20 protein-coding genes, 1 pseudogene and 1 other annotated feature are annotated in these 25,795 nt (G+C 45.6%); of the genes and pseudogenes, 5 read left to right on the forward strand and 16 right to left on the reverse strand.

Annotated elements, in window-relative coordinates; genetic code table 11:
- Window positions 1-6: 6 nt before the first annotated feature.
- The 9 genes and pseudogenes from ABCM67_RS04050 to ABCM67_RS04090 form a co-directional block, all read right to left on the reverse strand.
- Window positions 7-1,611: an FGGY-family carbohydrate kinase gene (locus ABCM67_RS04050; RefSeq protein WP_342992518.1), complete on the reverse strand. Its 1,605-nt coding sequence runs from the start codon at window positions 1,609-1,611 to the stop codon at window positions 7-9.
- A 98-nt stretch (window positions 1,612-1,709) separates the two neighbouring features.
- A pseudogene (locus tag ABCM67_RS04055) lies at window positions 1,710-2,041 on the reverse strand (L-arabinose isomerase); the annotation flags it as partial.
- A complete protein-coding gene (locus tag ABCM67_RS04060) occupies window positions 2,016-2,165 on the reverse strand; it encodes a substrate-binding domain-containing protein (protein ID WP_110103297.1) in 150 nt (49 codons plus the stop codon). The gene ABCM67_RS04060 and the pseudogene ABCM67_RS04055, both read right to left, overlap by 26 nt.
- Before the next feature lie 152 nt (window positions 2,166-2,317).
- Window positions 2,318-3,643: an alpha-glucosidase/alpha-galactosidase gene (locus ABCM67_RS04065; RefSeq protein ID WP_015526048.1), complete on the reverse strand. Its 1,326-nt coding sequence runs from the start codon at window positions 3,641-3,643 to the stop codon at window positions 2,318-2,320.
- Between the two features lie 311 nt (window positions 3,644-3,954).
- Window positions 3,955-4,875 carry an AraC family transcriptional regulator gene (locus ABCM67_RS04070; RefSeq protein ID WP_110925843.1) on the reverse strand — a complete coding sequence of 307 codons (921 nt, stop codon included), beginning with the start codon at window positions 4,873-4,875 and terminating at the stop codon, window positions 3,955-3,957.
- 149 nt (window positions 4,876-5,024) lie between these two features.
- Window positions 5,025-7,244: an alpha-galactosidase gene (locus tag ABCM67_RS04075; protein ID WP_342992519.1), complete on the reverse strand. Its 2,220-nt coding sequence runs from the start codon at window positions 7,242-7,244 to the stop codon at window positions 5,025-5,027.
- Between the two features lie 180 nt (window positions 7,245-7,424).
- Window positions 7,425-8,264, reverse strand: a complete 840-nt coding sequence (locus ABCM67_RS04080) for a carbohydrate ABC transporter permease (protein WP_021650444.1) — start codon at window positions 8,262-8,264, stop codon at window positions 7,425-7,427.
- 15 nt (window positions 8,265-8,279) lie between these two features.
- Window positions 8,280-9,182 carry a sugar ABC transporter permease gene (locus ABCM67_RS04085; RefSeq protein WP_173741273.1) on the reverse strand — a complete coding sequence of 301 codons (903 nt, stop codon included), beginning with the start codon at window positions 9,180-9,182 and terminating at the stop codon, window positions 8,280-8,282.
- 99 nt (window positions 9,183-9,281) lie between these two features.
- On the reverse strand, window positions 9,282-10,535 hold the full coding sequence (locus ABCM67_RS04090; protein WP_021650446.1) for a sugar ABC transporter substrate-binding protein: 1,254 nt from the start codon (window positions 10,533-10,535) through the stop codon (window positions 9,282-9,284).
- Window positions 10,536-11,128: 593 nt separating this feature from the next.
- On the opposite strand from ABCM67_RS04090, the gene ABCM67_RS04095 reads away from it, so the two are divergent.
- Window positions 11,129-11,773: a DUF624 domain-containing protein gene (locus ABCM67_RS04095; RefSeq protein WP_059086770.1), complete on the forward strand. Its 645-nt coding sequence runs from the start codon at window positions 11,129-11,131 to the stop codon at window positions 11,771-11,773.
- Between the two features lie 954 nt (window positions 11,774-12,727).
- Window positions 12,728-13,546 (forward strand): AraC family transcriptional regulator, encoded by an 819-nt coding sequence (locus ABCM67_RS04100; protein ID WP_147603274.1) that lies wholly within the window; start codon window positions 12,728-12,730, stop codon window positions 13,544-13,546.
- A 143-nt stretch (window positions 13,547-13,689) separates the two neighbouring features.
- On the opposite strand, the gene ABCM67_RS04105 is transcribed toward ABCM67_RS04100, so the two are convergent.
- The 5 genes from ABCM67_RS04105 to ABCM67_RS04125 form a co-directional block, all read right to left on the reverse strand.
- Window positions 13,690-15,288, reverse strand: coding sequence for an AarF/ABC1/UbiB kinase family protein (locus ABCM67_RS04105; protein ID WP_147603275.1), 1,599 nt, complete (start codon window positions 15,286-15,288; stop codon window positions 13,690-13,692).
- 69 nt (window positions 15,289-15,357) lie between these two features.
- Complete coding sequence (locus ABCM67_RS04110) at window positions 15,358-15,783, reverse strand: hypothetical protein (protein WP_180211336.1); 426 nt, start codon at window positions 15,781-15,783, stop codon at window positions 15,358-15,360.
- Window positions 15,784-15,878: 95 nt separating this feature from the next.
- Window positions 15,879-16,256, reverse strand: a complete 378-nt coding sequence (locus tag ABCM67_RS04115) for a diacylglycerol kinase family protein (protein WP_015526060.1) — start codon at window positions 16,254-16,256, stop codon at window positions 15,879-15,881.
- A gap of 265 nt (window positions 16,257-16,521) precedes the next feature.
- The gene (locus tag ABCM67_RS04120) at window positions 16,522-18,837 is read right to left on the reverse strand and encodes an ABC transporter permease (protein ID WP_147603276.1); all 2,316 of its coding nucleotides are present in this window, start codon (window positions 18,835-18,837) and stop codon (window positions 16,522-16,524) included.
- A gap of 9 nt (window positions 18,838-18,846) precedes the next feature.
- Window positions 18,847-19,545: an ABC transporter ATP-binding protein gene (locus ABCM67_RS04125; protein WP_118753327.1), complete on the reverse strand. Its 699-nt coding sequence runs from the start codon at window positions 19,543-19,545 to the stop codon at window positions 18,847-18,849.
- A gap of 232 nt (window positions 19,546-19,777) precedes the next feature.
- Here ABCM67_RS04125 and ABCM67_RS04130 point away from each other — a divergent pair, with 232 nt between their 5' ends.
- From ABCM67_RS04130 to ilvN, 3 genes are all read left to right on the forward strand, one after another.
- A complete protein-coding gene (locus ABCM67_RS04130; protein WP_110104213.1) occupies window positions 19,778-21,064 on the forward strand; it encodes a hemolysin family protein in 1,287 nt (428 codons plus the stop codon).
- Window positions 21,065-21,247: 183 nt separating this feature from the next.
- Window positions 21,248-21,489 (forward strand) — a binding site (T-box leader).
- 100 nt (window positions 21,490-21,589) lie between these two features.
- Window positions 21,590-23,308 (forward strand): biosynthetic-type acetolactate synthase large subunit, encoded by a 1,719-nt coding sequence (ilvB, locus tag ABCM67_RS04135; RefSeq protein ID WP_015526064.1) that lies wholly within the window; start codon window positions 21,590-21,592, stop codon window positions 23,306-23,308.
- 12 nt (window positions 23,309-23,320) lie between these two features.
- Window positions 23,321-23,830, forward strand: coding sequence for an acetolactate synthase small subunit (gene ilvN / locus ABCM67_RS04140; RefSeq protein WP_015526065.1), 510 nt, complete (start codon window positions 23,321-23,323; stop codon window positions 23,828-23,830).
- A 97-nt stretch (window positions 23,831-23,927) separates the two neighbouring features.
- Here the strand turns inward: ilvN and ABCM67_RS04145 are convergent, their stop codons facing one another.
- Window positions 23,928-24,344, reverse strand: coding sequence for a PfkB family carbohydrate kinase (locus ABCM67_RS04145; RefSeq protein ID WP_302746987.1), 417 nt, complete (start codon window positions 24,342-24,344; stop codon window positions 23,928-23,930).
- Window positions 24,345-24,428: 84 nt separating this feature from the next.
- Window positions 24,429-25,793, reverse strand: coding sequence for an MFS transporter (locus ABCM67_RS04150; RefSeq protein WP_015526067.1), 1,365 nt, complete (start codon window positions 25,791-25,793; stop codon window positions 24,429-24,431).
- Window positions 25,794-25,795 lie beyond the last annotated feature (2 nt).

Genomic DNA, 25,795 nt, shown 5'->3' on the forward strand with positions numbered 1-25,795 from the left:
TTCGTTTTACCAGATCTCAGACTCTACAGCCGCACGCTCAATGCCAAGACCTTTCATATAGCGATCCATAAATGCGTTGAATCCTTTCACACCTTCAGCTTCCGGCGCAAGTGTGCTGCCTTCGTTTCCTTTGAAGACATTCTCATCCAGGAAGTCTGCAAGGTCTTCACCATCTTTTTTGTTGATCAGATAGGAAGCCAGAAGTGCGATTCCCCAGGCTCCGCCTTCTCCTGCTGTAGACATTACGGATACCGGTGCATCTACCGCATCTGCAAGGATCTGCTGGCCGACACCCTTTGTCTTAAAGAGACCGCCGTGGCCCAGAAGCTTATCGATCTTTACATGCTCCTGATTCAGAAGGATATCCAGACCTACACGCATGGCGCCGAGGCAGGTGTAAAGATTATTTCGCATAAAGTTTGCCAGTGTAAATTTGCTCTCAGGAGAACGTACAAACAGTGGACGTCCCTCTTCAAAGCCGGTCATATGCTCGCCGGAGAAATAGCAGTAGGAAAGAAGTCCGCCACAGTCCGGGTCGCCTTCCATGGCTTTGTTATAAAGAGTTCCGAACAGTTTGTTCATATCTACTTCCATGCCCATAGCTTCTGCAAATTCCTTAAACACATTTACCCATGCGTTCAGATCCGAAGTACAGTTGTTGGAATGTGCCATGGCAACCGGATCTCCTGCCGGAGTGGTAACCATGTCGATTTCTTTATACGGTTTGGAAAGTGCCTTCTCCAAGACGATCATGGCAAATACAGATGTTCCCGCAGAAACATTTCCGGTACGCCGACGGACACTGTTTGTGGCAACCATACCGGTTCCTGCGTCTCCCTCAGGCGGACACATCGGGATTCCAGCTTTCAGCTTTCCACTTATATCCAGAAGCTTTGCGCCTTCCTCAGTAAGAACTCCTGCATCCTGACCTGCCACCAGAGCTTTCGGCATAATATCGCGAAGCTTCCATGGGAAACCATAAGGCGCAACCAGTTCATCGAACTTCTGAACCATCTCCTCGTTATAGTCCTTCGTTTCACTGTCGATTGGGAACATACCTGCCGCATCACCGATACCAAGAACTCTTTTTCCGGTGAGTTTCCAGTGCACATAGGCTTCCAGAGTGGTGATATAATCGATATCTTTTACATGCTCCTCACCGTTAAGGATCGCCTGATACAGGTGTGCGATGCTCCATCTCTGAGGGATATTGTAATGGAAAAGCTCTGCCAGCTTCTCAGAGGCTTCTCCTGTGATGTTGTTTCTCCAGGTACGGAACGGGACCATCAGCTCTCCCTCTTTATTAAACGGCATATAGCCATGCATCATGGCACTGACACCAAACGCACCTACGCTTGTAAGCTCCACTCCATATTTTTTCTGAACATCTTCTGCCATATCCTGGTAACTGCCCTGGAGACCCTTCCAGATCTCCTCCAGGCTGTATGTCCAGATACCATCTACATACTGGTTCTCCCATTCATAGGCTCCGGATGCGATGGGCTGGTTCTTATCGTCCACCAGAACTGCCTTGATCCTTGTGGAACCAAACTCAATACCAAGAGCCGTACGATTCTCAAGAATTGCTGTTTTTGCCTCATTTACTCCCATTGTAAAAAACCTCCCGTATTATTTGCTGAAATACATGCTGTTCCATCTCAGCTCATTCTGCAGATTCCGGATCGTTGTATCGCCACCGCTTCAATACCCATAGCTGCTGTTTTCCAGTCACCCTCGCCACCGAAGCCATAGCCTTTTCCATCAGTCGCTGGATCGCAAGTCTCGGAAGCTGTTTCAGGGAGCCCAGATCACCAAAGTGTGTTACGATAGCCTGATAATTTTTCTCCTCGAGGAAGCGCTCAAAACCGATCTCGATCCCTGCCTGGACTGCTACATGCTTCTTAAATTCCTCAGGGGCACGTCCATCCAGAATCATATCGTATTTATTATAATATTCTTCTACCAGAACATCAATATCTCCCTGACTTACATCCTGAACATATTCTGCGATCTCATTAACCGGATAAGCATCGATCTCCCAGTTTTTCCTGGGGATGGGTGATAGTGGTAATGCCCTGTCCCTGTCTTGCATATAGTGAATTATCATAGCCGGTTACCGCAACATCTTCCGGGATCTTTTTGCCCTGACGTTCCAGTTCTTCCATAACCTGGACAGCGATCTGTTGTTTTTATTATTTATCAAAAGTTCCATATAAAGAAAGGCCGGAACACCCTCCCCATTCTGGTGTTCCGGCCTTTCTATGCCGCCTTGCATATTTATTTCAAAGTTTTTGCTGCCTTCCGATCATTTTCTGCCTTAGCGGTACATCTTCATATAATCCCCATGTGCCTCGATCAGCTCATCACACATTGCCTGGATGTCTTTGATGTTCAGCTCTGCACCTGTGTGCGGGTCCATCATGGCTGCCTGATAGATTTTCTGGCGGTCTTTGGTCACTGCTGCCTCAATAGCAAGGAGCTGCGGGCTGACATTGGATGAGTTCATAGCTGCCAGCTGTGTAGGAAGCTTGCCCACTTTTACCGGATGTACACCGGTTCCGTCGATATAGCATGGAACCTCTACGCAGGCATCCGACGGAAGGTTATCGATGTAACCGTTGTTAAGAACATTTCCACCGATCTTGTACGGTGTGTTTGTAACAACAGCCTCCATGATATAAGAAGCATACTCTTTACTTCTCTCATGGCCGATCTTGCCATCCTTGAGGATATCCTCGCGCTCTTTTTCCCAGCCCTCGATCTGTTTGATACATCTTCTCGGATATTCGTCAAGCGGAATATTGAACTCCTCGATCATCTCCGGATATTTGGATTTAATGAAGAACGGATTATACTCTGCATTGTGCTCACTGGACTCTGTGCAGTAGTAGCCAAGATGACGGATGTACTCATAACGTACCATATCCTCATGTTTCTCACCGGAAGTATTCTTCTCCTCTGCAATTCTGCGGATCTCCGGGTACAGGTCATTTCCATCTTTGTCATGAATCTCAAGAAGCCATGCCATGTGGTTGATACCTGCGATCAGCTCGGTACGTCCCTCAAGTTTGTCTTCCATTCCCATTCCCTCAAGAAGCTTCTGGGAGCAGACCTGAACACTGTGGCAAAGACCTACTGTACGAATCTTTGTGAAACGCTGCATATAACCGGTGAGCATTGCCATCGGATTGGAGTAATTCAGGAACAGAGTGTTCGGGCATACTTCTTCCATGTCCCGTGCAAACTCTTCCAGAACCGGAATGGTACGAAGTGCACGCATGATTCCGCCAATTCCCAGAGTATCTGCGATGGTCTGTTTGATGCCGTATTTCTTCGGGATCTCAAAGTCTGTTACTGTACATGGCTCATAACCGCCTACCTGAATGGCATTGACTACGAAGTCTGCATCGCGAAGTGCATCTTTACGGTTCTCGGCACCGAGATAAGTTTTGATCACTGCGCGGTCCTCGTTTACGTTGTGGTTGATGGCACTTAAGATAATTCTGGAATCCTCCAGTCTCTTCTCGTCAATATCATAAAGTGCGATCTCGCTCTCGCGAAGTGCCGGTGTGCACATACAATCGCCAAGTACATTTCTTGCGAAAACCGTGCTTCCAGCTCCCATGAATGTAATTTTGATCATATTCGTTCCTCCTGTTTCCTTTGTTGGATCTCTTATCCGGAATTCTTATATTTTTCTTTGAAATTCCTGATTTTCTGCTATTTCTGCGGTGCAGTCCCGCTTCGTTTTCTTTGTGATCTTATCATACTACCGGAAACTTGTTTAAAATATGTACTTTGATGTTAATAATTGTTGTTTTGTTGCATGAGATACCTGGAAGTAATTTTCTATAACATTTCTTATGACATAAAAAACGCTCTGCCCGATACCAGAATTTTATATATTCCGGCCAGACAGAGAGTTCTTTTTTCTTCGTGAAATATATCACAGGATCAGGGCTCAGATTCTGTATAATCCCCTTTCTTCCCTTTCACCACAAGGCTTCTTTTTTCTTCTTTATATTCTCTTGGACTCCTTCCTGTTCTTGCTTTAAAAACTTTAGAAAAAGCTAAAGGGTCTCCATATCCCACTCTTGCAGCCACCTCGTTGACCTGGATATCTCCTTTTTTCAGAAGTGATTTGGCTTTCTCAATGCGGAGATTCATCAGGTATTCCTGCGGGGAACATCCGAGGCTTTTCTTAAAGGTGCTGGTAAGATAGCTGCGGTTGACTCCGATGCGGTCTGCCAGCTCATTGATCTTAAGCCGCTTGTCAAAGTTGGCTGCAATGTAATCTACTGCATGCTCCACATAAACGGAATTGGGATATCTGTGGGACGGAAGAAGCTTGCCTTCTCTCAGACATGCATCCCGGTTATCTACGATCAGATCAGACAAAAGGAGCATCAGAAGTCCATTCCGTTTCAGCTCATTTTCAAAAACAAGCTTGTTGGTCTGGACCATTGCATCAATATACTTCGCGGCATTTTCCATGCAGTGGATCCTTCGGACCGGATTTTCCCGGCTGAAACCACTTACATGGATCACTTCCTCTGCAGTCATTCCCTCAAATCCTACCCAGCGGTACGTCCAGGGATTGTCCATATCTGCCTCATACCAGGCCTCCACACTGGATGGGATCAGAAATGCCTCCCCGCCGGTCAGATGATACTGCTGTCCATCCATCTCAAAAACCCCGGTTCCGGATTCCACGATATGAAGCACATGGGAAATCCTTTTATTTGGTCCAAAGCGATGTCCCGGATCGCAGTTTTCCCACCCACAATAGGTAAGGCAGAGATCCACCGCACCTTTCTTTAAATTCTCCAGACATTTATATCTGTCTGAGTTTGTAAAACCAACTGTATGAAGCAACTTGTCACCTCCCTGATGTCATATATTATGTTTCCGCCTGTGAGCTGCTTCGCTACCCAATAACAGGCCGCCATATCCGGCGGCCTGTTATATTTCTGGTCAGGCGGATGTCTTTCTGCAGACAGTTTTTATTCTATCATTTACAGAAATCAACCCTCTGCTTCAATTGTATACAATACAGAATGGAAATCACCGTTTGTCTTATTGCAGTAGTCACGATCAACCGGGATTCCTGCATACATCAGCTCATTTCCGTAAGCTTTCAGGCACTTATCTTCCCATTTTACTTTGTAAAGCTGGTCCTCGTCAAGACCCTTGAAGCGCAGACGCATCCAGGAAGCATTGACCTTGTTCAGTCTTTCATAGTATCCAGCAACTGCCTGTTTTTTGTCTCTGGAAACAACCATCCATGCAGTATCATTTCCTTCGAACGGGCTTAAGATACGGTAGAAATCACCCTCCACCTGGATCAGGTCACGATGTTCCTTCATGAATTCCACCTGTGCCTTTACCTCTTCGATCTCTTTGGCACTTAAAAGGTTCAGATCCAGCTCATAGCCAAAGGTTCCGAAATATGCCACATTTGCTCTTGTAGAAAGCGGTGTGGTACGGTGCAACTGATGATTCGGTACTGCTGATACATGAGATCCCATGCTGACGATCGGATAAACAAAGGAGGTACCGTACTGAATCTTTTCTCTCTCTGCTGCATCGGTATCATCACTGGTCCATGTCTGCGGTGCAAAATACATCATTCCAGGATCAAATCTTGCTCCGCCGCTTGCGCAGGATTCAAAGAGGATGTCAGGGAATCTCTCTGTCAGTCTTGTATACAGTTCATAAACACCAAGGATATATTTATGCATGGTCTTGCCCTGATCTGCTGCAGATGCGCCGCGGCTGAAAGGCTCGGACATGTAACGGTTCATATCCCATTTAATGTAGGAAATGGAAGATTCCTCGATAACTTTTGAGATGGAATCATAAATGAAATCCACAACCTCAGGTCTGGAAAAATCAAGAACATGCTGATGTCTTGAGTGGGACTCAAAACGCTCCGGTGCTCCGATGAGCCAGTCCGGATGTGCTCTGTAGCAGTCGCTGTTCTTGTTTACCATCTCAAGCTCTACCCAAAGACCGAATTTCAGTCCCATCTCCTCGATCTTGCGGGAAAGTCCGGAAATTCCGTTTGGAAGCTTATTCTTATTTACAAACCAGTCGCCAAGGCCCTGGTAATCATCGTTTCTGGTTCCGAACCATCCGTCATCCAGAACGAAAAGCTCTACGCCAACTTCTTTGGCTTTTTTCGCAATGTTAAGGATTTTTTCCTCATCAAAGTCAAAGTAAGTTGCTTCCCAGTTATTAAGAAGGATCGGGCGTGCATGATTTCTCCATTTTCCGCGCATCAGGCGGTCACGGTACAGTCTGTGGTAAGCCTGGCTCATTCCGTTTAAGCCCTTATCGCTGTATACCATAACAACCTCCGGAGTCTGGAATTCCTCATCTTTGGAAAGCTCCCAGGAAAATCCCTGTGGATTGATTCCCATCATAACTCGTGTCATCTCGTAGGTGGAAACCTCGACCTGTGCAAGGAAGTTGCCGCTGTACACAAAGCTGAAGCCGAAAACCTCGCCTGTATCTTCTGTTGTATGAGGACGCTTCAGCGCGATAAACGGATTCTGCTCAGAGCTGGAGCCGGTTCCTGCAAGACTCTGTACAGCCTGTGTACCCATCTCAAGTTTGCGTGTTTTTACATAGCGCTCACGTGCCCACGCACCGGAAAGATGGATCATCTCATAATCCATATCCGGGAACTCCACTGCTGCACTCATCACATTTTCGAGGCGGATCTTCTGATCCCCTTTCTGAACAAGGCGTGCGCTTCTAGTGATCACCGGGTAATCCTCATATACGGAATATGTAAGAACAAGGTCTGTATCCATCACAGGATCATGAAGTGTAATGTCCAGAGATGTTGCTTCTTCCTGGCGCTCTGTGTAGGTTGCCGGAAGACCGGCAAGCTTCTTCTTGCCGCCATAGATCTCATGAGAAACATATTTGAAATCTACGATCTCGCTTCCGTTCTCCTGACGAACAGTAAGGGCAGGGCTTCTGTAATCACCGGTTCCGTAAACAGGATACTCCTGTTTGGTATACTGCATGGAAAGAAGTCCCGGCTCCGGAACGCATACAGCCATCAGAGAACGCATGATCTCCTCGTGGAGATAGCTGAAATCCTCTTTGTCGCGGATGGCTTTTCCATAGTACAGATTCTCCATCTGACCATTTTCCATGATACAGGTGATGTAGCTTAAATGTTTGTTATAAATGTGGAATGTCTTTGATCCCTCGTGAAATTTGATCGGCATAATTTTCTCCTTTTTTCGTTTACTGCGGATAAAAATATCCGCCTCTTTCCTTAAGAATCATCAAATAACTGTGCATTTTGGCATTTGCTTCGATAAAAATACCGCTGACAACCTCAATAACCAAATCCTCAGTTATATACATTGTCAGCGGTCTTGTATTACCTTATGTAATATTTCTGATTACAGTTTTCCACCGCTGGTAGCAATACCTTCGATAAACTGTTTCTGGAAGATCATGTAGATCACGATCATCGGAATGCAGGCGATCAGAGATGCAGCCATCAGTTCCGGGAATTTGGATACGTACTGGCCCTGCATCTTTGCAAGTGCGGAAGAAAGTACCAGCATATCCTTATCTGTATTAACGATCATCGGCCACATCAGATCTTTGAATGCGAATACAGCTGTGAAAATTCCAAGTGCGACCATACTGGATCTTGTAAGTGGTGCCATGATGTAAAGGAAGGTCTGACCGATGTTACATCCGTCAAGTCTGGCAGCCTCCTCCAGATCCTTCGGCAGTCCCATATATCCCTGTCTCAGAAGGAAAGTACCGAATGCAGTAACAATACCTGGGAATACAAGGGCAAAGATCGTATTCAGCATACCCATCTTGCTGACCATCAGGTACTGCGGGATGATGAAGATCTGTACCGGAACCATCATCTGGAACAGTACAAGACTGAAGCAGAGATCACGGCCCTTGAAGTTCAGTCGTCCAAATGCATAGCCTGCCATAGTTGCTGTAAGAACCGCACACACTACTCGGAAGAAGATCAGAAGCAGTGTATTCTTGTACAGAAGCAGGAAGTTCATGTTATTGATAACAGAAATAAACGCGTCTTTTCTCCATATTTTCGGGAAAATGGTAAAAGGATCTACAGATGTTGCTTCCGTTACAGTTTTAAAAGCTGTCAGGATCATCCAGATAAATGGCACAAGCATCGTTATGGACACAATGATCAGTATGACATGTATTAAAATAGTGGTTAATTTCTTTTTTGTTTCCATACTATCCATGGTTAATCCCCCTTTTTAGTTGTAGAATACCCATTTCTTCTGACCGATCATCTGGAATACTGTCAGGATCATGGTGATAATAAGAAGTACTACTACGATCGTAGCGCCGTATCCCATGTTCTTATTGATAAATGCATATTTATAGAACAGGTAAACCAGTGACTGAGTCTTGGTAAGTGCCGGGTTTGACTTGTCAATAACCATATAGATCAGGTCGAATACCTGAAGGGATCCGATCACACGGGTAACAAGTACGAAGAAAATGGTTGGTGAAAGAAGCGGGACCGTGATGTTAAAGAATGCATTCACGCCTGTTGCACCGTCAATGGATGCTGCTTCATAATAATCTCTCGGGATTTCCTGAAGTCCTGACAGGAAAAGAACCATATTGTAACCGATGATAGACCATACACCGATGATCGCAACTGCAAATACTGCAATTTTCGGATTAGAAACCCAGTTTACATGAACATGGAAAACGTTATTGATAAGACCATAATCAGAGTTGAACAGCCATCTCCATACCATGGCTACCGCTGCCGGAGCTGCTACCATCGGAAGGAAGATGATGGTTCTGTAAACAGAACGGCCCTTCATCTTTCTGTTAAGAAGTACTGCAAGAACAAGTGCGATGACAATGGAAAAAGGAACCTCCACGATCGCATATTTGAATGTGTTGATCAGTGCCTGCCAGATCTCTTTATCTGCAAAAACCTTCTGATAGTTCTGTAAACCGATAAAGATATTTCCTTTACCAAAATCTCCTGTTTTGAAAAAGCTCTGGTAAATAGTCTGGAAAATCGGAATGATGTTCAATACGATCAATCCGATGGTTGTTGGGAGAATAAACAGCCAGCCCCAGAGGAACTCACTGCGCTCTCTCTTTGTCCGTGCCTGTGACTTGGTAGTTTTAGCCATAAGAATCACTCCTTCTATTCCTTCTATGTATGAGGCCGCTGCACCTGAGTGCGGCGGCCCCTCTCATTACTGCACTTAATTATCGGTGTTTCTTAATGCTTACTCCTCAGCCAGCTTCTCGTTCATCTGATCAGCCATCTGCTTGCAAGCCTCTTCCATTGTGATGTCGCCTGTGTATACGCCCTTAAGGATCTCGTTGTCCTCGTTCTCCCATGTTACAGTAGATTTGGAGTATGGACGGATCTCCATGTCATCCATCATGTTCAGATAAGCCTGAAGGTTGAAGTCTGCGGATTTAGCCCATGCATCAGATGTATCTTTGTATGCACTCATTGTAACACCAAGCTCAGCCTGTTTCTCCTGAGCCTCTTTGGATCCGAGGTACTCGATCAGCTGCCAAGCTTCGTCTGTGTGCTCACCGGAAGCAGATGCTGCCCATCCAAGTCCGTTATATGAGGAAGCTCTTCTGCCTGTCTCAGCGTTTTTAGGAAGCTCTACACAATCACAGTTAGCTGCTGTGTACTCGTTCTCTTTAAATGCTGCAAGCATCCAGGAGCCCTGGCATGTCATAGCGATCTTGCCAGCCTCGAAAAGTACGTCCTCGTTGTTCTCGGACATTGTCTCAAGAGACGGGATCACGCCATCCTTGATCCATCCTTCCAGTGTCTGCATAGCTGCGATCGTCTTCTCATCATCCCAGCCGGATTTTGTCTTGTCATCGCTGATGATGTATCCGCCGTTATCATAGATCAGGTTGTAGTATCCGGCCTGGTTGTTATCATTTCTCATTCCGAGACCGTACTGGGAACCATCATCCTTAGTAAGCTTCTTAGCTGCCTCTGTAACATCATCCCATGTCCAGTCAGCTGTCGGATAATCAAGTCCTGCCTCGTCAAATAATGTCTTGTTGTACCAGAGAGCGATTGTATCTATATCCTTCGGTACTGCATAATATTTATCATCGTATGTATACAGTCCCCAGATATCCTCCGGATAGTTCTCCGGATCGATCAGATCGCTGTCTTTGATCTTATCGGTCAGATCAAGAAGCATATCGTTGGACATGTATCTCTGACTCTCGTTGGAGTGCATCCAGAATACGTCCGGAAGGGAACCACCCTGTGCACCGGCCTCGAGCATTGTCCAGTACTCATCCCATTTAACAACGGAGATCTCTGTCTTGATTCCTGTCTTCTCTGTGAAGTCTGCGAGAATTTCTTTGATTCCCGGCTCCTGGTTGGTGTCCCAGATGGATACGGAAAGTGTAACATCGTCGCCCTTGGCATATACCGGAACTGCTGTCATTACCATGGCACCTGCTAACAATAATGCTGCTACTCTTTTGAAATTCATAACTTCTTCCTCCTTTTAAATCTTTCTTATTTTCCCTCTTTCTTTTGGTCAGTTTTTATATTTTTTCACGTCCCTGACCGTTGATATTATTATAATTGCACATGGAAAAATGATAAATGGATTATTGTCATTTCAATATGGAAAAATGTTACTTTTTATTCATTTTATCCATTTTTTGTTCATACTTTGTTAATTATTCGTCATTTTTACATGTTTTCTTTCATTTCTTACATATATTTTCATATTTTTCACTATTTATGAGCATATTTTGGCACCCATTTATTTCCTTGTAGCAAAACCAACATTTTTACATATCTGTTTTTGTATGTTTTTACTAACTCAGCACATGTATAAATGTCATTTTCCGAAAAACACACTTTTCCTTTCCTAACATAATTCCATGCGTGCCATCATTTTCACATGTGCACGCAAAGTTCCATGTTTTTTTATACAGTCCCATAAACCGTGCTGATATTTATCTGCGTCCCCTCTCTTTACACACAATCAAAAACTATGCTAAGATTAGCTGTATCGGACTTTTCCCATATGGTCTGTTTTCATTTCTACATTTCTATATAAGGAGGTATTTCGTTATGAATCTTTTAAATGAAGATAATGTCGTCCATGTATTTCTCAACAAGCTGGGTGACATCGTGATCGCCAATCTTCTTTTTATTCTCTGCTGCATCCCCGTGATCACCATTGGGCCGTCACTAACTGCCCTTTATCACTGCATGATGCGTACAGTAAAAGGGAATAACAACGGCACAACGAAAACATTTTTCAGAGCTTTTAAGGAAAACTTCAAACAGTCACTGATCATATGGCTGCTGATCCTTGCTGCCGGAACCATGATCATCCTGAATATCCGCTTTCTGCTCCATGCAGAAGGAAGCGCTGCACATATGCTGTTTTATCTTTCTGTGGGGGTTCTGACTTTGCTGATAATTTTTACTTTATACATATTCCCGGTAATCGCAACCTTTGCCAATACACTGGGGGCACTTTGCAGAAATGCATTTCTGCTGGCATTTATGCATTTCCCCACAACGATCGCCATTGCGGTGATCACGATCTTTCCATTGTATATGACATATCTCGATGCAAAGCTGCAGCCACTTTACGCATGCTGCTGGTTTTTCTTTGGATTTGGACTTGTAGCTTTTATAAATTCGATGCTGTTGTATCGATTTTTTAAGAAGCTGCTTCCTCCGGAGGAGGATATTTCGCTTTTGTGATGAAAAGCTTGGGAAAATTGTTATTTATTTAGATATAGTATTTTTAGATATAGTATTTTCGCTTTTCAAAGCGGAGGAAATCTGCGAGGGGGAAAGCACTCAGAGTTGCGAAGCCCGTTTTTCCCCCTCGCGCTCCCCCTTTCCGGGCACGCTATATTGTCGTACGCTGTGGGAATGTGTTAGTGTATTGGCACGGCGATGTATTCTACGGTATTGATGATGCTGCGCTATGCCGATGAGGATGCCGATGTATTCTACGGTATTGATAATGCTGCGCTATGCCGATGAGGATGCCGATGTATTCTACAATATCAATATCACATCTCGCCCCAGCGCCAATACATTACCACAACAACTCACCTCCAAGTCGACAGCGAAGCGCCTCGACCCATTCTTCCCCGGCAGGCCACAGGGAAACTCAGCCTTTCGTCCCAGTCATCCAGCGCAGCGCTGATGACCCATCCAACTCCCGGGAAACCACCTCACTTCCCACTCTGAACCAAATTCCCACTCCGTCTACTCATTTTCCTATCTGCTCCCTCCTTACCTGTAATCCCTCCCGCCATCGCCACTCTATCCCTTCCGCCCTGAAAAGCCAGCCCGTGAGGCGTGTGCTGTCTGTCACCGGACTCTGCAGGAGGGGAGCTGCTTCTTAGGCGCCGGAAATCTGCGTTGCTTCAAAAATTCTCGCTGTCTGAGCGGCTTCAGACGCGAGTTCGAGAATTTTTGAAGCGGTTTTAGCAGAATTCCGGCGCCTTAGAAGCCAGCCCCCGACGAAGCCCCGGTGACAGGCAGCACACGCCTCACGGGCGTCCCCTTTCCCCCTTTCCCCCTTTTCCATTGCCCTCCCCACCCCAATATTGTATAATCATCTCATACAACATCCACCCCATTTTGTAACCCAAAATTACATTTAGTTTTTGCTGCATAACCAAAAACAGGAGGCCCAACCAAATGAAAAAAGAACCCAACCCACAGCACACCCTCTCCGTCTACTTCTGCGGCCAGGAAGACTGCGGCCCGAACCACTCCTTCGGCCCGGCCATGCGCCCACACTACCTTCTCCACGTGATCTTCCACGGCAAAGGCATCTACCAGTGCAGCGGCCACACCTACCATCTGAAAGCAGGCGACGCCTTTCTCATCCGCCCCATGGACTCCATCTACTACCGCGCCGACACCTCCGACCCCTGGAGCTATGCCTGGGCAGGCTTTGACGGCTCCGCCTGCAAAGAAATCCTGAAACAAACCGTATTTTCCGACACCCCAATCTTCACCCCGGAAACACCCTCCCGGCAAAACAGCCTCCTCACCCACATGCAAAGCCTACTTGACACCTTTTCCGAAAACAACGGAAACGACCTTGCCTCCACAGGAAACCTCCTCCTGATATTATCCGACATGCAAAAAAAGCCCTCCGAAAGCAGGACCGACATCTCAAACCTGTACTTTCAGAAAGCCTCCGAATACATTAGAAACAACTATGCCTACCCCATCCAGATTTCAGACGTGGCACACTACGTAGGAATCGACCGTTCCTATCTTTACCGAATCTTCATGGAACATGAAAACATCTCCCCAAAACAATATCTCCTGAAACACCGCCTCCAGATGGCAGCCCAGCTTCTCTGCTCCTCCTCCTGCACCATCACAGAAGCAGCTCTCTCCTGCGGCTTCCGGGACGCTCCCTCCTTCTGCAACTACTTCCGCCAGGGAACCGGCTACACCCCAAGGGAATTCCGCAAAGCCTACAGCGGAACCATCTACACCTGACCAGACACCCGCACTCCGTCCTTTACCAGCCGGTCGGAAGATGATAGCTCCTAATCGCAGTTATAACAGCAGACCGAAACAATTCCATAACAGCAAAAAAAGACGGAAACCATCCCGCAGACTCTGCAAATGATCTCCGTCTTTTATTTTCCGGAAAAGAAATGCTTGATAAACACATACAAAACAATAATAAAAGCAAACACATAACCAAAGGCACCCAACGCCGGAATCCCCCACAGCTTTGGTTTCATATCCGTAGTACAGATAATACTGGAACTGATCAGAAGTGCCATCACCCACAGCCCCATCACAATATTCCGCACCAGCCGCCGCAAAAGCCACGCCAGATCATCCGAGGCATGAAGATCCAGATTGATCTTTGTCTGCCCCTTCATACAGCCCTGAAGGAAATCCGCCGCCAGAGAAGGAATATCCACTGCACGTTTCAGCGACCAGGCAAGATTTTTTCCTTCTTTTTTGATCTCACGCTTCCAGTTCCCATTGCTGAACAGCTGCTCCTTGAGCCTTGCCGCAGCAATCTGTGTCATATTGATGTCCGGACATATCTCAGCCAGAATCCCCTCCACATGAGTCAGCCCCCTTGCAAGCATAGTCAGTCCGTGAGGCATCATGATCTTATTTTCTTTCATGACCTCCATCAGGTCCACCATCACTTCAGCCACATCAATGTTCCCCATATCCGCAGTACCGTATTTCTCCATAAGTCCGCGGATATCCTCATAAAGCTTGCTGGAATCTGGTTTGCCTTTAAACTCCCCAAGAGCCAGGACCGCATCCTGGATCTTGCCGATGTTGTTCATGGCAACCCCTTCAATAGCTTCTGCGATCAGCTGACGATCGTGCTCTGTAAGCCGCCCCATCATTCCCATATCGATCCAGACGATCTTTCCATCCTGGATCCGCACGTTTCCCGGATGGGGATCCGCATGGAAAAAGCCATCCTCCATCACCTGTTTGATGAAATTATCCACATATTTCGTTCCGACCTCATTAAGATCATAACCATTGGCCAGAAGTGCAGCCTTGTCATTGACAGCAAAACCGTCAATATATTCCATCACAAGAATATGCGGCGAAATATACTCACGGTAGAGGATCGGTACTTTAACGAAAGCCACATCTTTGTTCTTTTTTGCAAATTCCGCCATATTTGCAGCTTCCGTCAGGAAATTCATCTCCTCCTGAGTCACAGTCCACAGTTCACTTAAAACCATGTTCAGATCCACCATGCCCTTAATGCTCACCGGCGGCATCAGGCGCACTGCTTTATGCATCAGGCCGATATCCCTGGCCATGGTCTCATAGATTCCTTTTCGCTGAACCTTGATCACAACCTCTTCACCTGTTTTCAGCGTGGCCCGATGCACCTGGGCAATCGATGCTGCTCCCAGAGGTTTCTGCTCAATATGCTGAAATTCTGCCTGCCACGGACAGCCCATGGACTCTTCCAGTACCTCGATCACCTGGGAAAAAGGCATCGGCGGTACCTCTGAGCAGAGCTTCATCAGCTCGTCACAGTAGCGTTTCGGCAGAATATCGGAACGAAGAGACATGATCTGACCCAACTTAATATAAGTTGGGCCCAGATCTTCCAGTATGAGCCGGAGCTTCTCAGGAGAAACACCCCGGGTAATGGCATGTTTTTTCAGAACGGCTGTGATCTCTCTCAGCCGTTCTCCATATCCGCCTTTCTCTTTTTTCTCCTTTTCTTCTCTGCCCATAAACTTCTCCATTTACTGCTTCGTCTGCGTTGTCGTTTAGTCAAGCGGATATTTGCGATCCGCAGTCGGTTACTCTGCTGCCTGTTCTTCGCTCCCGGTATCTTCTGCATTTTCTGTTTCCGCAGAAGCTTCCTGTACAGCTTCCTCTGCCGGTTCTTCTGCTGTCTCGGCTTTCTCCTCAGCAGCCTCGGCCTGCATGCGCTCGATCTGCGCCTTCACAGCAGCCAGCTGCTCCGGTGTCAGCCTGGAAATCGTTGCCTTCAGTTCTTCCTGATCATTCTTTCTGGCTGCAGACTCCTTTACAGAATCAGCAGCTGTCTTAACCGTTGATTTGATGTTATGCTTCAGCTCCTGATTAAGAACCTTACCCTGTTCAACCGTAAGCTCACCCTTTTTTACCAGTTCATCCAGGATTTCTTTGGATTTCTCTGCTGTCACTGCTGCTGTACCAATACCCACCAATAAAATTTTCTTCAGTCCTTCACCTAATTCCATAATATTTTCTCCTTTCCTGAAACCGGCAGCTGCCGGACCATCACATCACAGTCCGACACCAGACCCTATCCTGAAACAAAAGTTTTCTGTTCCTGTCATATTCCCAGAAAAACAAGTCCCTTGGGAACAAAAATGATCAGTCCGACGATTGCTGCCATGATCGCTGCGATCAGTACTGCTCCGGCCGCTGTGTCCTTGGCGATCTTTGCCAGTGGGTGACGTTCCTCTGTGACCAGATCCACAACAGCTTCCACTGCCGTATTCACCAGCTCCAGCGCCATCACCATTCCGAACAGCCCCAGGCAGATGCACCACTCTGTCACGGAAATCCCAAGGATCAGTCCTGCGATCACCACAAGCGCTGCCACCATACAGTGGATCTTCATATTTCTTTCCTTGCGGATGCAGGTAAAAATCCCCTGAAACGCATATCCGAAGCTTTTATACAGCGGATCCTTCTTTCTGCCTGCCATGTTCCTCACCTGATTTCCTGTTTGAATTATTCCCTCCAACGGGAAGTATGGGATTATTATAACAAGTTTGTAGTAATATTTCCAGTATTCCGGAAAATTTATGAATATTTAAGGAGTATATGTGGTTATTCACAGACAACTGTTCAAGCGGATAAAAGCATCCGCATTCAGTTAAACCACACATACTCCTGATCCTGTTGCATATTCTGTAAAATTTCCGGATATCCTGAATTATTTTTCCGGATATATATACAGATGTCACATATTATTCCACATTTTTCAGTGCTTCATCCATGGGCACTTGACGGATCCTCCGGAATTCCAGCACTGCTACCACTGCATAGGCTGCGATTCCGATCGCTGTCATTTTCACATAGATCATGGAATCCCCCCACATGGTGATCCATCCCGAAATACTGGAAAGCATCATCTCGCGGAACAGCACTTCCATGATCTGCCGTTCAACCGGAAGGCTTAACAGCAGGCAGAACACCACCACAAGTGATGTGGAAAGTATATACAAACGGCTGATCTCACCATTTGTATAGCCCAGGATCTTGGTCATGGAAATCGACTGGGCATTTTTTTCGATGATGACCTTGGAAAGCAGATAGATCACCACCAGGAAAATGATCACGGAAAATCCATACATCATTCCCATCATATCTCCCATGGAGACATCCAGCTGCCTGGATATTTTTGTAAGAGCTTCCAGATCAATAACAGAGCCGATATATTTTGAAGGGATGTCCTTGATCTCTGTATCAGAGAAATATCCTCCAAAATAATCATCTCCAAGATCAAACGCCTCATTCAGTTTATCTCTTTCCATAAATACACAGAGGCTTGCCGCATAATCATAGATTCCATCTACTTTAAAGGAATACTCATCCTTCTCGTATTTTTCCTTCAGAGTTATGGTGTCGCCCTCCTTGATCTGGAATTTGTCCGCATAGGCACTGGAAATATAAACACCGTCTCCCGAAAGATCCGCCTGGATATACCGGCTGTCAGGCTCCACACCGTAAAAAGCGATCTCCTCACTTTTATATTTACCAGGCATGGTATTCAAAGAATACGCAGAAAATTTTTCCGCATCTTTATTGTCCGTTCTGATATCCGTATAATATTCCAGAAGAGAATTCATGGCATCCTCTTTATTCCCAGAATAGGCACTTGCCGGAACCGAAAGTATATACTGGTATTTCGCCAGCATATTCTCCTGGATCTCCATCTGATAATGATCCAGCGTAGACGGCAGGAGCATGCCGAAAAACAGCAGCAAATTTGCAAAAATGACTCCCACAAACAGCACCAGATAATTGCTGACATTCTGAAAGATCACCCGGAGGCGAAACCTGGAAAAAATTCCGATCTTCGGACTTAAATACACCGCGCGTTTCTGTCTTTTCCCGGAAAAATCCCTTCTCAGGAACTTCAGAGGCGAAAGCTTCAGGCGGTACCAGAGCACTGCATGATCGATCAGTATCATAATGATGACCGGAACTACAGTTGTCAGAAGAAACGCATCTGCATTCCATACTGTCACATAAGTCGGCAGACTATAGCTCCCGTAATACATGTCTGCACATACACCCTTAAATACGGTATATCCAAGAATATTTCCGATCAAGGCACCGGCCAGCGTGACCAGAACCGGAAGCGTCATATAATGAAGGATCAGCTCCCGCCTGGTATAACCGGATGCACGTAACGTACCGATAACACCGGCTTCCTTTCGGATCGTATTGCTGATGGTAATTCCAAACACAAAAGCCATGATCACGATCACAATATAAAGAAGCGTGATGACCATTGCCCTGTCTCCGCCCATATCATCACCGGTGAAAATGATCGCCTGGTTAAGATAACGTGGGACAAAGGTTTCCAGAGCTACCACTTTGCCAATGTCTTCCATGAGATTTTCAGAAACCTTCTTCTCCTCTTTTTCGTTCTTTGGCTGATGATCATATATCCATGCATAATTGTACCGGAGCTTTTCCTGATCCAGGTTTTCAAATTCCTCCGGAGTTACGATCGCCACACCAAACTTTACAGAATCAAACATGGAATCATTATTATTCTGAAACAGGGCACTGTAATCCGAAAGTGCCACCAGACCTGTGATCTTCCAGGATTTTTCACCTCTGATCAGGGTATCTCCTACCTTAAGACTGTTGTTATCCGCATACATACGGTCAATGGCGATCTCACCCTGCCCTGACGGCATTTCTCCCTTCATCAGGCAGACCTTATTCACCTTCTCACGGTTTTTAAAAAAACGCATGGTGCTTCCGTTATCCAGATCTTCTTCTATATAGTAGTTCTCATAAAGCTTAACACCGGCAGCTTCAATATCCTTCCACTGAGAACTGTAAATCTTTTCCGCAGTACGGAAATTTCCGTTTTCGATGTTATATTTATCAAAGCTCTCATTATAAGCCTTCAGCATGCTTCCATCGGCTACCAGAAAGCCAGACACAAACCCGATGGTCAGTACCATCAGCAGGAAAACCACCAGATATTTTCCAAATTCCCCCTTCAGTTCCCTGGGGATACGTTTACGTAAAGGATTCTTCATAATGCCCCCTTACCATTCCAGGTCAGCAGCCGGAATCTTCTGCTCATTCTGATAGTTTCTGCGGATCATCCCGTCACGAAGCTTTACCACACGGTCTGCCATATCCTTGATGGCATCGTTATGAGTAACCATGACTATAGTATTTCCGTATTTGTGATTGACTGTTTCGATCAGCTTCAGGATTTCCTTGGAGGTGTTGTAGTCCAGAGCGCCAGTAGGCTCATCACAAAGCAGGATATCCGGATTTTTTACAATGGCACGTCCAATAGCCGTTCTCTGCTGCTGACCTCCCGAAAGCTGGTTCGGAAGCTTCCGCTGATGTTCATAAAGTCCCAGTGTCTCCAGCAGTTCATCCACATCCAGCGGTCTGTCACTTAAATAAGCACCAACTTCAATATTCTCCCTCACAGTCAGATTGGGGATCAGATTATACATCTGAAAAATATATCCCAGATGTTTTCTGCGGTAGAGGGAAAGCTTCTTTTCCTTCATATCCTCCAGCTGTTCTCCCTGAATGGTAATGCTTCCTGCATCTGCTCCGTCAATGCCGCCAATAATGTTTAGCAGCGTGGATTTCCCGGAACCGGACGGCCCCAGAAGCACACAAAATTCTCCCTTTTCAATCTCAAGATCGATCCCCTTCAGAACATCTACATGGCTCTCTCCTGCCCCGAAGGATTTTTTGATTCCTTTTATCTCCAGAAACATAAACCGCTCCTTCCATTCCTATACCGTTCTTCTTTATATATGAATATACATATATGTTAGTCTGAACTTACTCTTTTGTCAAGAAGCAGACTTATTTTCGTATTTTTTCCATATATCTATATGCGCTGTACCGGTCCGGCTCTTGCCAAAATCCAGTAAAACGTATATAATGTGGGAGTATCTGTATATTTTTAACCAAATAATCTTATTTTTAAAGGAGTGAATATTGAAAGTGGACCCTAGCGACACTTACCAGATAATCATATTACTTATTCTGCTGGCATTGTCAGCCTTTTTCTCATCTAACGAAACCGCGCTGATGTCGGTAAACAAGATCCGTCTCCGCTCTCTTGCAGACGAGGGAAACAAGCGTGCAGCCATGGCTCTCGATATCCTGGAGAACCAGACGCCCAAGCTTCTCAGTGCGATTCTCATCGGAAACAACATTGTGAACATTTCGGCTTCTTCCCTTGCAACCACACTTGCATACAGCTTTGGCGGCTATATGGTCAGCATCGTGACGGTGATCCTGACGGTTCTGATCCTGATCTTCGGTGAGATCACCCCCAAGAACTACGCAACCATTAACTCTGAAAAGATCACCCTCCGCTATATCCCGGTCTTTAAATTTCTTATGACCATCATGACACCGGTGATCTTTATCATCAATCTCTTTTCAAGAGGTGTGATGCGCCTGATGCGTGTGGATCCGGATGCAGCCAGCAAGGCCATGACCGAGGAGGAGCTTCGTACTATCGTGGACGTCAGCCATGAGGACGGTGTCATTGAATCCGACGAAAAAGAAATGATCTACAATGTGTTTGATCTTGGAGATGCCACAGCCAAGGATATCATGGTTCCAAGAGTACATGTTACCTTTGCGGATGTGGAATCCACCTATGATGAGCTGATCGATATTTTCCGCGAGGATAAGTTCACACGTCTGCCGGTTTATAAGGACAGCCAGAACAACATTGTGGGAATCATCAACATGAAGGATCTTCTTCTTTACGACAAAAATGAGGAATTTGTTATCGATCATTTCCTCCGAAAGCCGCATTTCACTTACGAAACAAAAAGCATTTCCGATCTTCTTGTGGAAATGAAGGACTCCACCTTCAACATTGCCATTGTACTGGATGAATACGGTGATATGGCCGGACTGATCACACTGGAGGATATCCTGGAGGAGATCGTGGGTGAGATCCATGACGAATACGATGAGAAGGAGGACGAGCTTGTCCAGAAGATTTCCGACCGGGAATATATCATCGAAGGTTCCATGCATCTGGATGACGTAAATGATCATCTGGATACGGAACTGGATTCCGAGGATTATGATTCCCTGGGTGGATTTATCATCGAACATCTGGATCGTCTGCCTGTTGCCGGTGACGAAGTGATCACAGAAGACGGAATCCGTCTGATCGTAGAAAAGCTGGATAAAAACCGTATCGAGAAAGTGCATGTCTACCTTCCGGAAAAAGATCCTGAAACACGGGATAATACCGAATCCTGAGTAAGCAGGCTCCAGCTCCGTAACAAGAAACAGCTGATGTACCGAAAAAATATTTAATACTTAATATCATCCATATCGGAACTGTTATCGTAATCCCCGGCTCACCCGTTGAGCCATCAGGATTTTTGATTGACAGTTCCGATATTTTATATTATAATGATAGAAAATTTTTATCCATATTTACTAAATGCAATGACAGGGAGTAGTACACAGTCTCCGGATGCACAGAGAGAAGATGGCCGGTGAGAATCTTCGTGACTGAACTGTGGAAGTAGCCCTCGAGCAGTGGACTGAACCATGGATCTTCATGCAGTAGGCTTCATCGTCATTCCCACGTTACAGGGAGGCAGTATAATTTTGTACTGGCAGAGAGCAGAGTTTTACCTCTGAAAACAGGTGGTACCGCGGAATCATCCGTCCTGAGCATATTTTATCCGATATGCCGGGACTTTTTTATTGGAAAAATTTCTCGCGGCAGCCCTTATCTGCTTAACTTTTCACATCATCAAAGGAGGGAACCAATTCATGAAACAGATTTCCGGAAACAAATTGCTTGTAAAAGCCTTAAAAGAAGAAGGCGTTGATGTTCTGTTCGGCTATCCTGGTGCCTGTACCATCGATATCAGCGATGAATTATATAAACAGAGCGGCATTGACATCATCCTGCCACGTCACGAGCAGGCCCTTGTACACGAAGCAGATGCCTATGCCAGAACTACCGGAAAGGTTGGCGTATGTCTCGTTACCAGCGGTCCCGGAGCTACCAACCTTGTTACAGGTCTTGCAACTGCCAACTATGACAGCGTTCCGCTTGTATGCTTTACCGGACAGGTTGCCCGTCACCTCATCGGAAACGATGCGTTCCAGGAGGTTGATATTGTCGGGATCACCAGAAGCATCACAAAATACGGTGTTACCGTCCGCAACCGTGAGGATCTTGGACGTATCATCAAGGAAGCCTTCTATATCGCACGCACCGGACGCCCAGGCCCGGTTCTCATCGACCTTCCAAAGGATGTAATGGCCGAGCTGGGAAGTGCTGAGTATCCGAAGACCGTCAATATCCGTGGCTACAAGCCTAACACCAGCGTGCATATCGGACAGCTGAAGCGTGCCCTCAAAATGCTGCAGAAGGCCAAAAAACCTCTGTTTCTTGCTGGCGGCGGTGTGATCATTTCCCGCGCGCAGGAGATTTTCACCCAGGTTGTTGAGAAAACTCAGATCCCGGTTGTCACAACCGTTATGGGACGTGGCGCCATTTCCACAAAGAACCCTCTGTTTATCGGAAATCTCGGTATGCACGGCGCTTATGCTGCAAATATGGCCGTGAATGAATGCGATCTTCTGTTTTCCATTGGAACCCGTTTTAACGACCGTATCACAGGCAAGCTCCATGAATTTGCCCCACATGCACAGATCGTCCACATCGATATTGACACCGCTTCCATTTCCAGAAATATCCATGTAGACATCCCCATCGTTGCCGATGCAAAAGAGGCAATAACAAAAATGAATGAATATGTACAGGACTGTAATACCGGCAAATGGCTGAAGCAGATCCAGGAATGGAAGGAAGAGCATCCTCTTACCATGAAAGACCGTGGTATTATGGGACCGCTGGATATCATCGGCGAGATCAACCGCCAGTTTGACAAGGCCATTCTTGTTACCGATGTAGGTCAGCATCAGATGCTGGTGAGCCAGTATGCGGACATCACCGAGAACCGTCAGCTGATCATGTCCGGCGGACTTGGAACCATGGGTTACGGCCTTCCAGGTGCTATCGGTGCCAAAATCGGTAATCCGGATACACCGGTCATCTCCGTTTCCGGTGACGGCGGCATGCAGATGAACATTCAGGAGCTGGCTACCGCAGTTCTGGAGGAGCTTCCGATCATCTGCTGTATCTTTAATAATGAATATCTCGGAATGGTCCGCCAATGGCAGAAGCTTTTCTACGGAAAACGTTACGCCATGACAAATCTGAAGGCCGGTGCACTCTCCCGCCGCACAGACGGTCAGGAATATCCGGAATACACACCGGATTTCATCCGTCTCGCAGAGAGCTATGGGGCAAAGGGTATCCGCGTAACTGAGAAGGATCAGATTGCGGCTGCTTTCGAAGAGGCTAAGAAGAATACAAAAACTCCTACGATCATCGAATTTATCATTGATCCGGAGGAAATGGTTTACCCGATGGTCAAGCCGGGCGGCACCCTGGCTGATCTGATCATGGATTGTTAGGAGGAATGAATGATGGATAAAGGAATGAAAAAAAGATGGATCTCTCTCTACGTTGAAAACCAGGTCGGTGTTCTTTCCAAGATTTCCGGTCTTTTCTCCGGAAAGTCCTATAACCTGGACAGTCTTACAGTTGGAACCACGGAGGACCCAACAGTTTCCAGAATGACCATCGCCACAGTCAGCGATGATGAAACCTTTGAGCAGATCAAAAAACAGCTGAACCGTATGATCGAGGTGATCAAGGTTATTGATTTTACAGACGTGTTCGTTCGAATGAAGGAGATCCTTTACATCAAGGTAAAGGGCTGCTCCCCGGAAGATAAAGTAGAACTTTTCCAGATTGCTGAGACTTTCAAGGCACGTGTCATCGACTATGGAAAAGACAGCCTCCTTCTGGAATTCGTCCAGACCGCAACCAAAAATGACGCGGTCATCAAACTTATCAAAGAAGAGTTCAAGCATATCGAAGTTGTCCGCGGCGGAAGTGTCGGAATTGAGTCTATCAGTATGATGGAAAGATAAAAGCGGAATAATACTCCGACAGAAAAACACGGGGCTGATGCTTTAACGATTAATAAATCGTGATTTTTACAGCCCCGAGTTTGTTCATATACATTCATTATTTCTGCATAAATCCAAGCACTGCCTCTTTCGTCGGAATCGCAGGGATTCCGCCTCTCTTTTGCACACACAATCCAGCAACTGCGTTTCCCAAAACAGCACACTTTTTGATTTCTTCCCATTCCATTTTTTCAACATTCTTATTCATAGAAAGGATACTGCATAATACGCCTCCCCAGAATGAATCACCTGCCCCAGTCGTGTCGACCGCATGTGTCTGAAATGCTTTGATGATTTCTTTTCTGCTTTTTGTCGCCATAAGAACGCCCTGTTCTCTCAATGTAATGGCAACCAGCTTTGGTCCCATGGCAAGGAGTTGATCTGTAGCCTGCTCATAACTTTTCGCCTCTGTCAACAGAGTACTCTCTTCATCTGATACCTTCATAACATCTACCAATTCTATGACAGATCTCATTTTTTTCACTGCATACTCTTTGCTCTTCCAAAGAGACGAGCGATAATTTGGATCATAGGAAGCAACTCTCCCAATGCCACGATATCAACTTTTTCTTCCATTTTTTAGTTCCTCTACAATCTCGTTATAACGTTTTTTATTTAACCGGTAGAAAAATAATACAACCGCAGTCACAATCCACAGTACACCCGGAATCGTCGTAAATGCATGTTTCATAATTGAAAGTACAATTGCATTTTGTGTCTGATTTGCAATATAACCATATTTTCCAAGTAATCCTGCTAAAAGTGCTGTTCCAACTGCCATTCCGATTTTATTTCCAAGTGAAATAAATGCATACTGAAAACCGTCATTTCTAAGTCCTGTTTTCCACTCCCCATATTCCACACAGTCTGGAATAATTGCATAGATTGCGGTATTAAATCCAGAGAAGAAAAACTGTGTGAGACCAGATAATGCATAAAAAATAGCTGGTGATTCTTTGGCATTGAAGAAAAACATAAACAACATGGAAATTCCTGTAAATAAAGCAAAGAGAGATGCTGTTCTTCCTTTGTTATTCAACTTGCGGAATAATGGTTGAAAACAGGCTGCCCCGATGATAGAAGGAATAATAATGCACATCGAATAAGTTGTGTAGTAGGAGGCATTCCCTTCCACATATGTAAAATAATACAGAATATCTGCGTTTCTACCATACAATGTAAATCCAAATAATATCTGTCCTGCCAATGCAAGAAGATATGGTCTGTTCTGCATAACTGCTTTCAACTGTATCTTTACAGAAATTTTTTCTTTTTCCGGAGTAATCACTGCCTCTTTCGTCTTCGCAAAGCAGAAGAAATGACAGGCTGTAAAAATACATCCATATATGACCGCCACCGTCAGATATCCTGTCTTTGCACTGTGACTGCCGAATTTGCTGAGCAGTGGAACTGTGATAATATTTAACACACCAATTGCAATCATCGCTGCAACCGAACGGGATGTATTTATTTTTGCACGTTCATCAATATCCTGTGTCATAGCACCACACAAGGTTCCATATGGAATATTCACACAGGTATACCCCAAAACCAGCAGACAATATGTAATTACCATATAAATGATCTTTCCATTCTGCGGCCAGTCAGGTCTTGCCCAGAATGTCATAACAAGAAGAATCGCTGTAATTGGTGCCGCTACTAACAGCCATGGACGGTACCGTCCCCATCTCGATTTTGTTTTATCCGTAAGTCCCCCGACGATTGGATCATTGATCGCATCCCAAAATCTTGAAAAAAGCATAAGTGCTGACACAGCCGCCATACTGATTCCGAACACGTCTGTATAAAATATCATCAGAAAATTACTGACGAACATCCAGCTGAAATTACATCCGACATCACCAAAACCATATGCAATCTTACTGATCAGCGGTACTTTTCCATTTTTGTTTTCGCTTCCCATAT

The organism is Blautia sp. 2227st1_G12_2227SCRN_220401 (assembly GCF_039062885.1).
GTDB lineage: Bacteria > Bacillota > Clostridia > Lachnospirales > Lachnospiraceae > Blautia_A > Blautia_A fusiformis.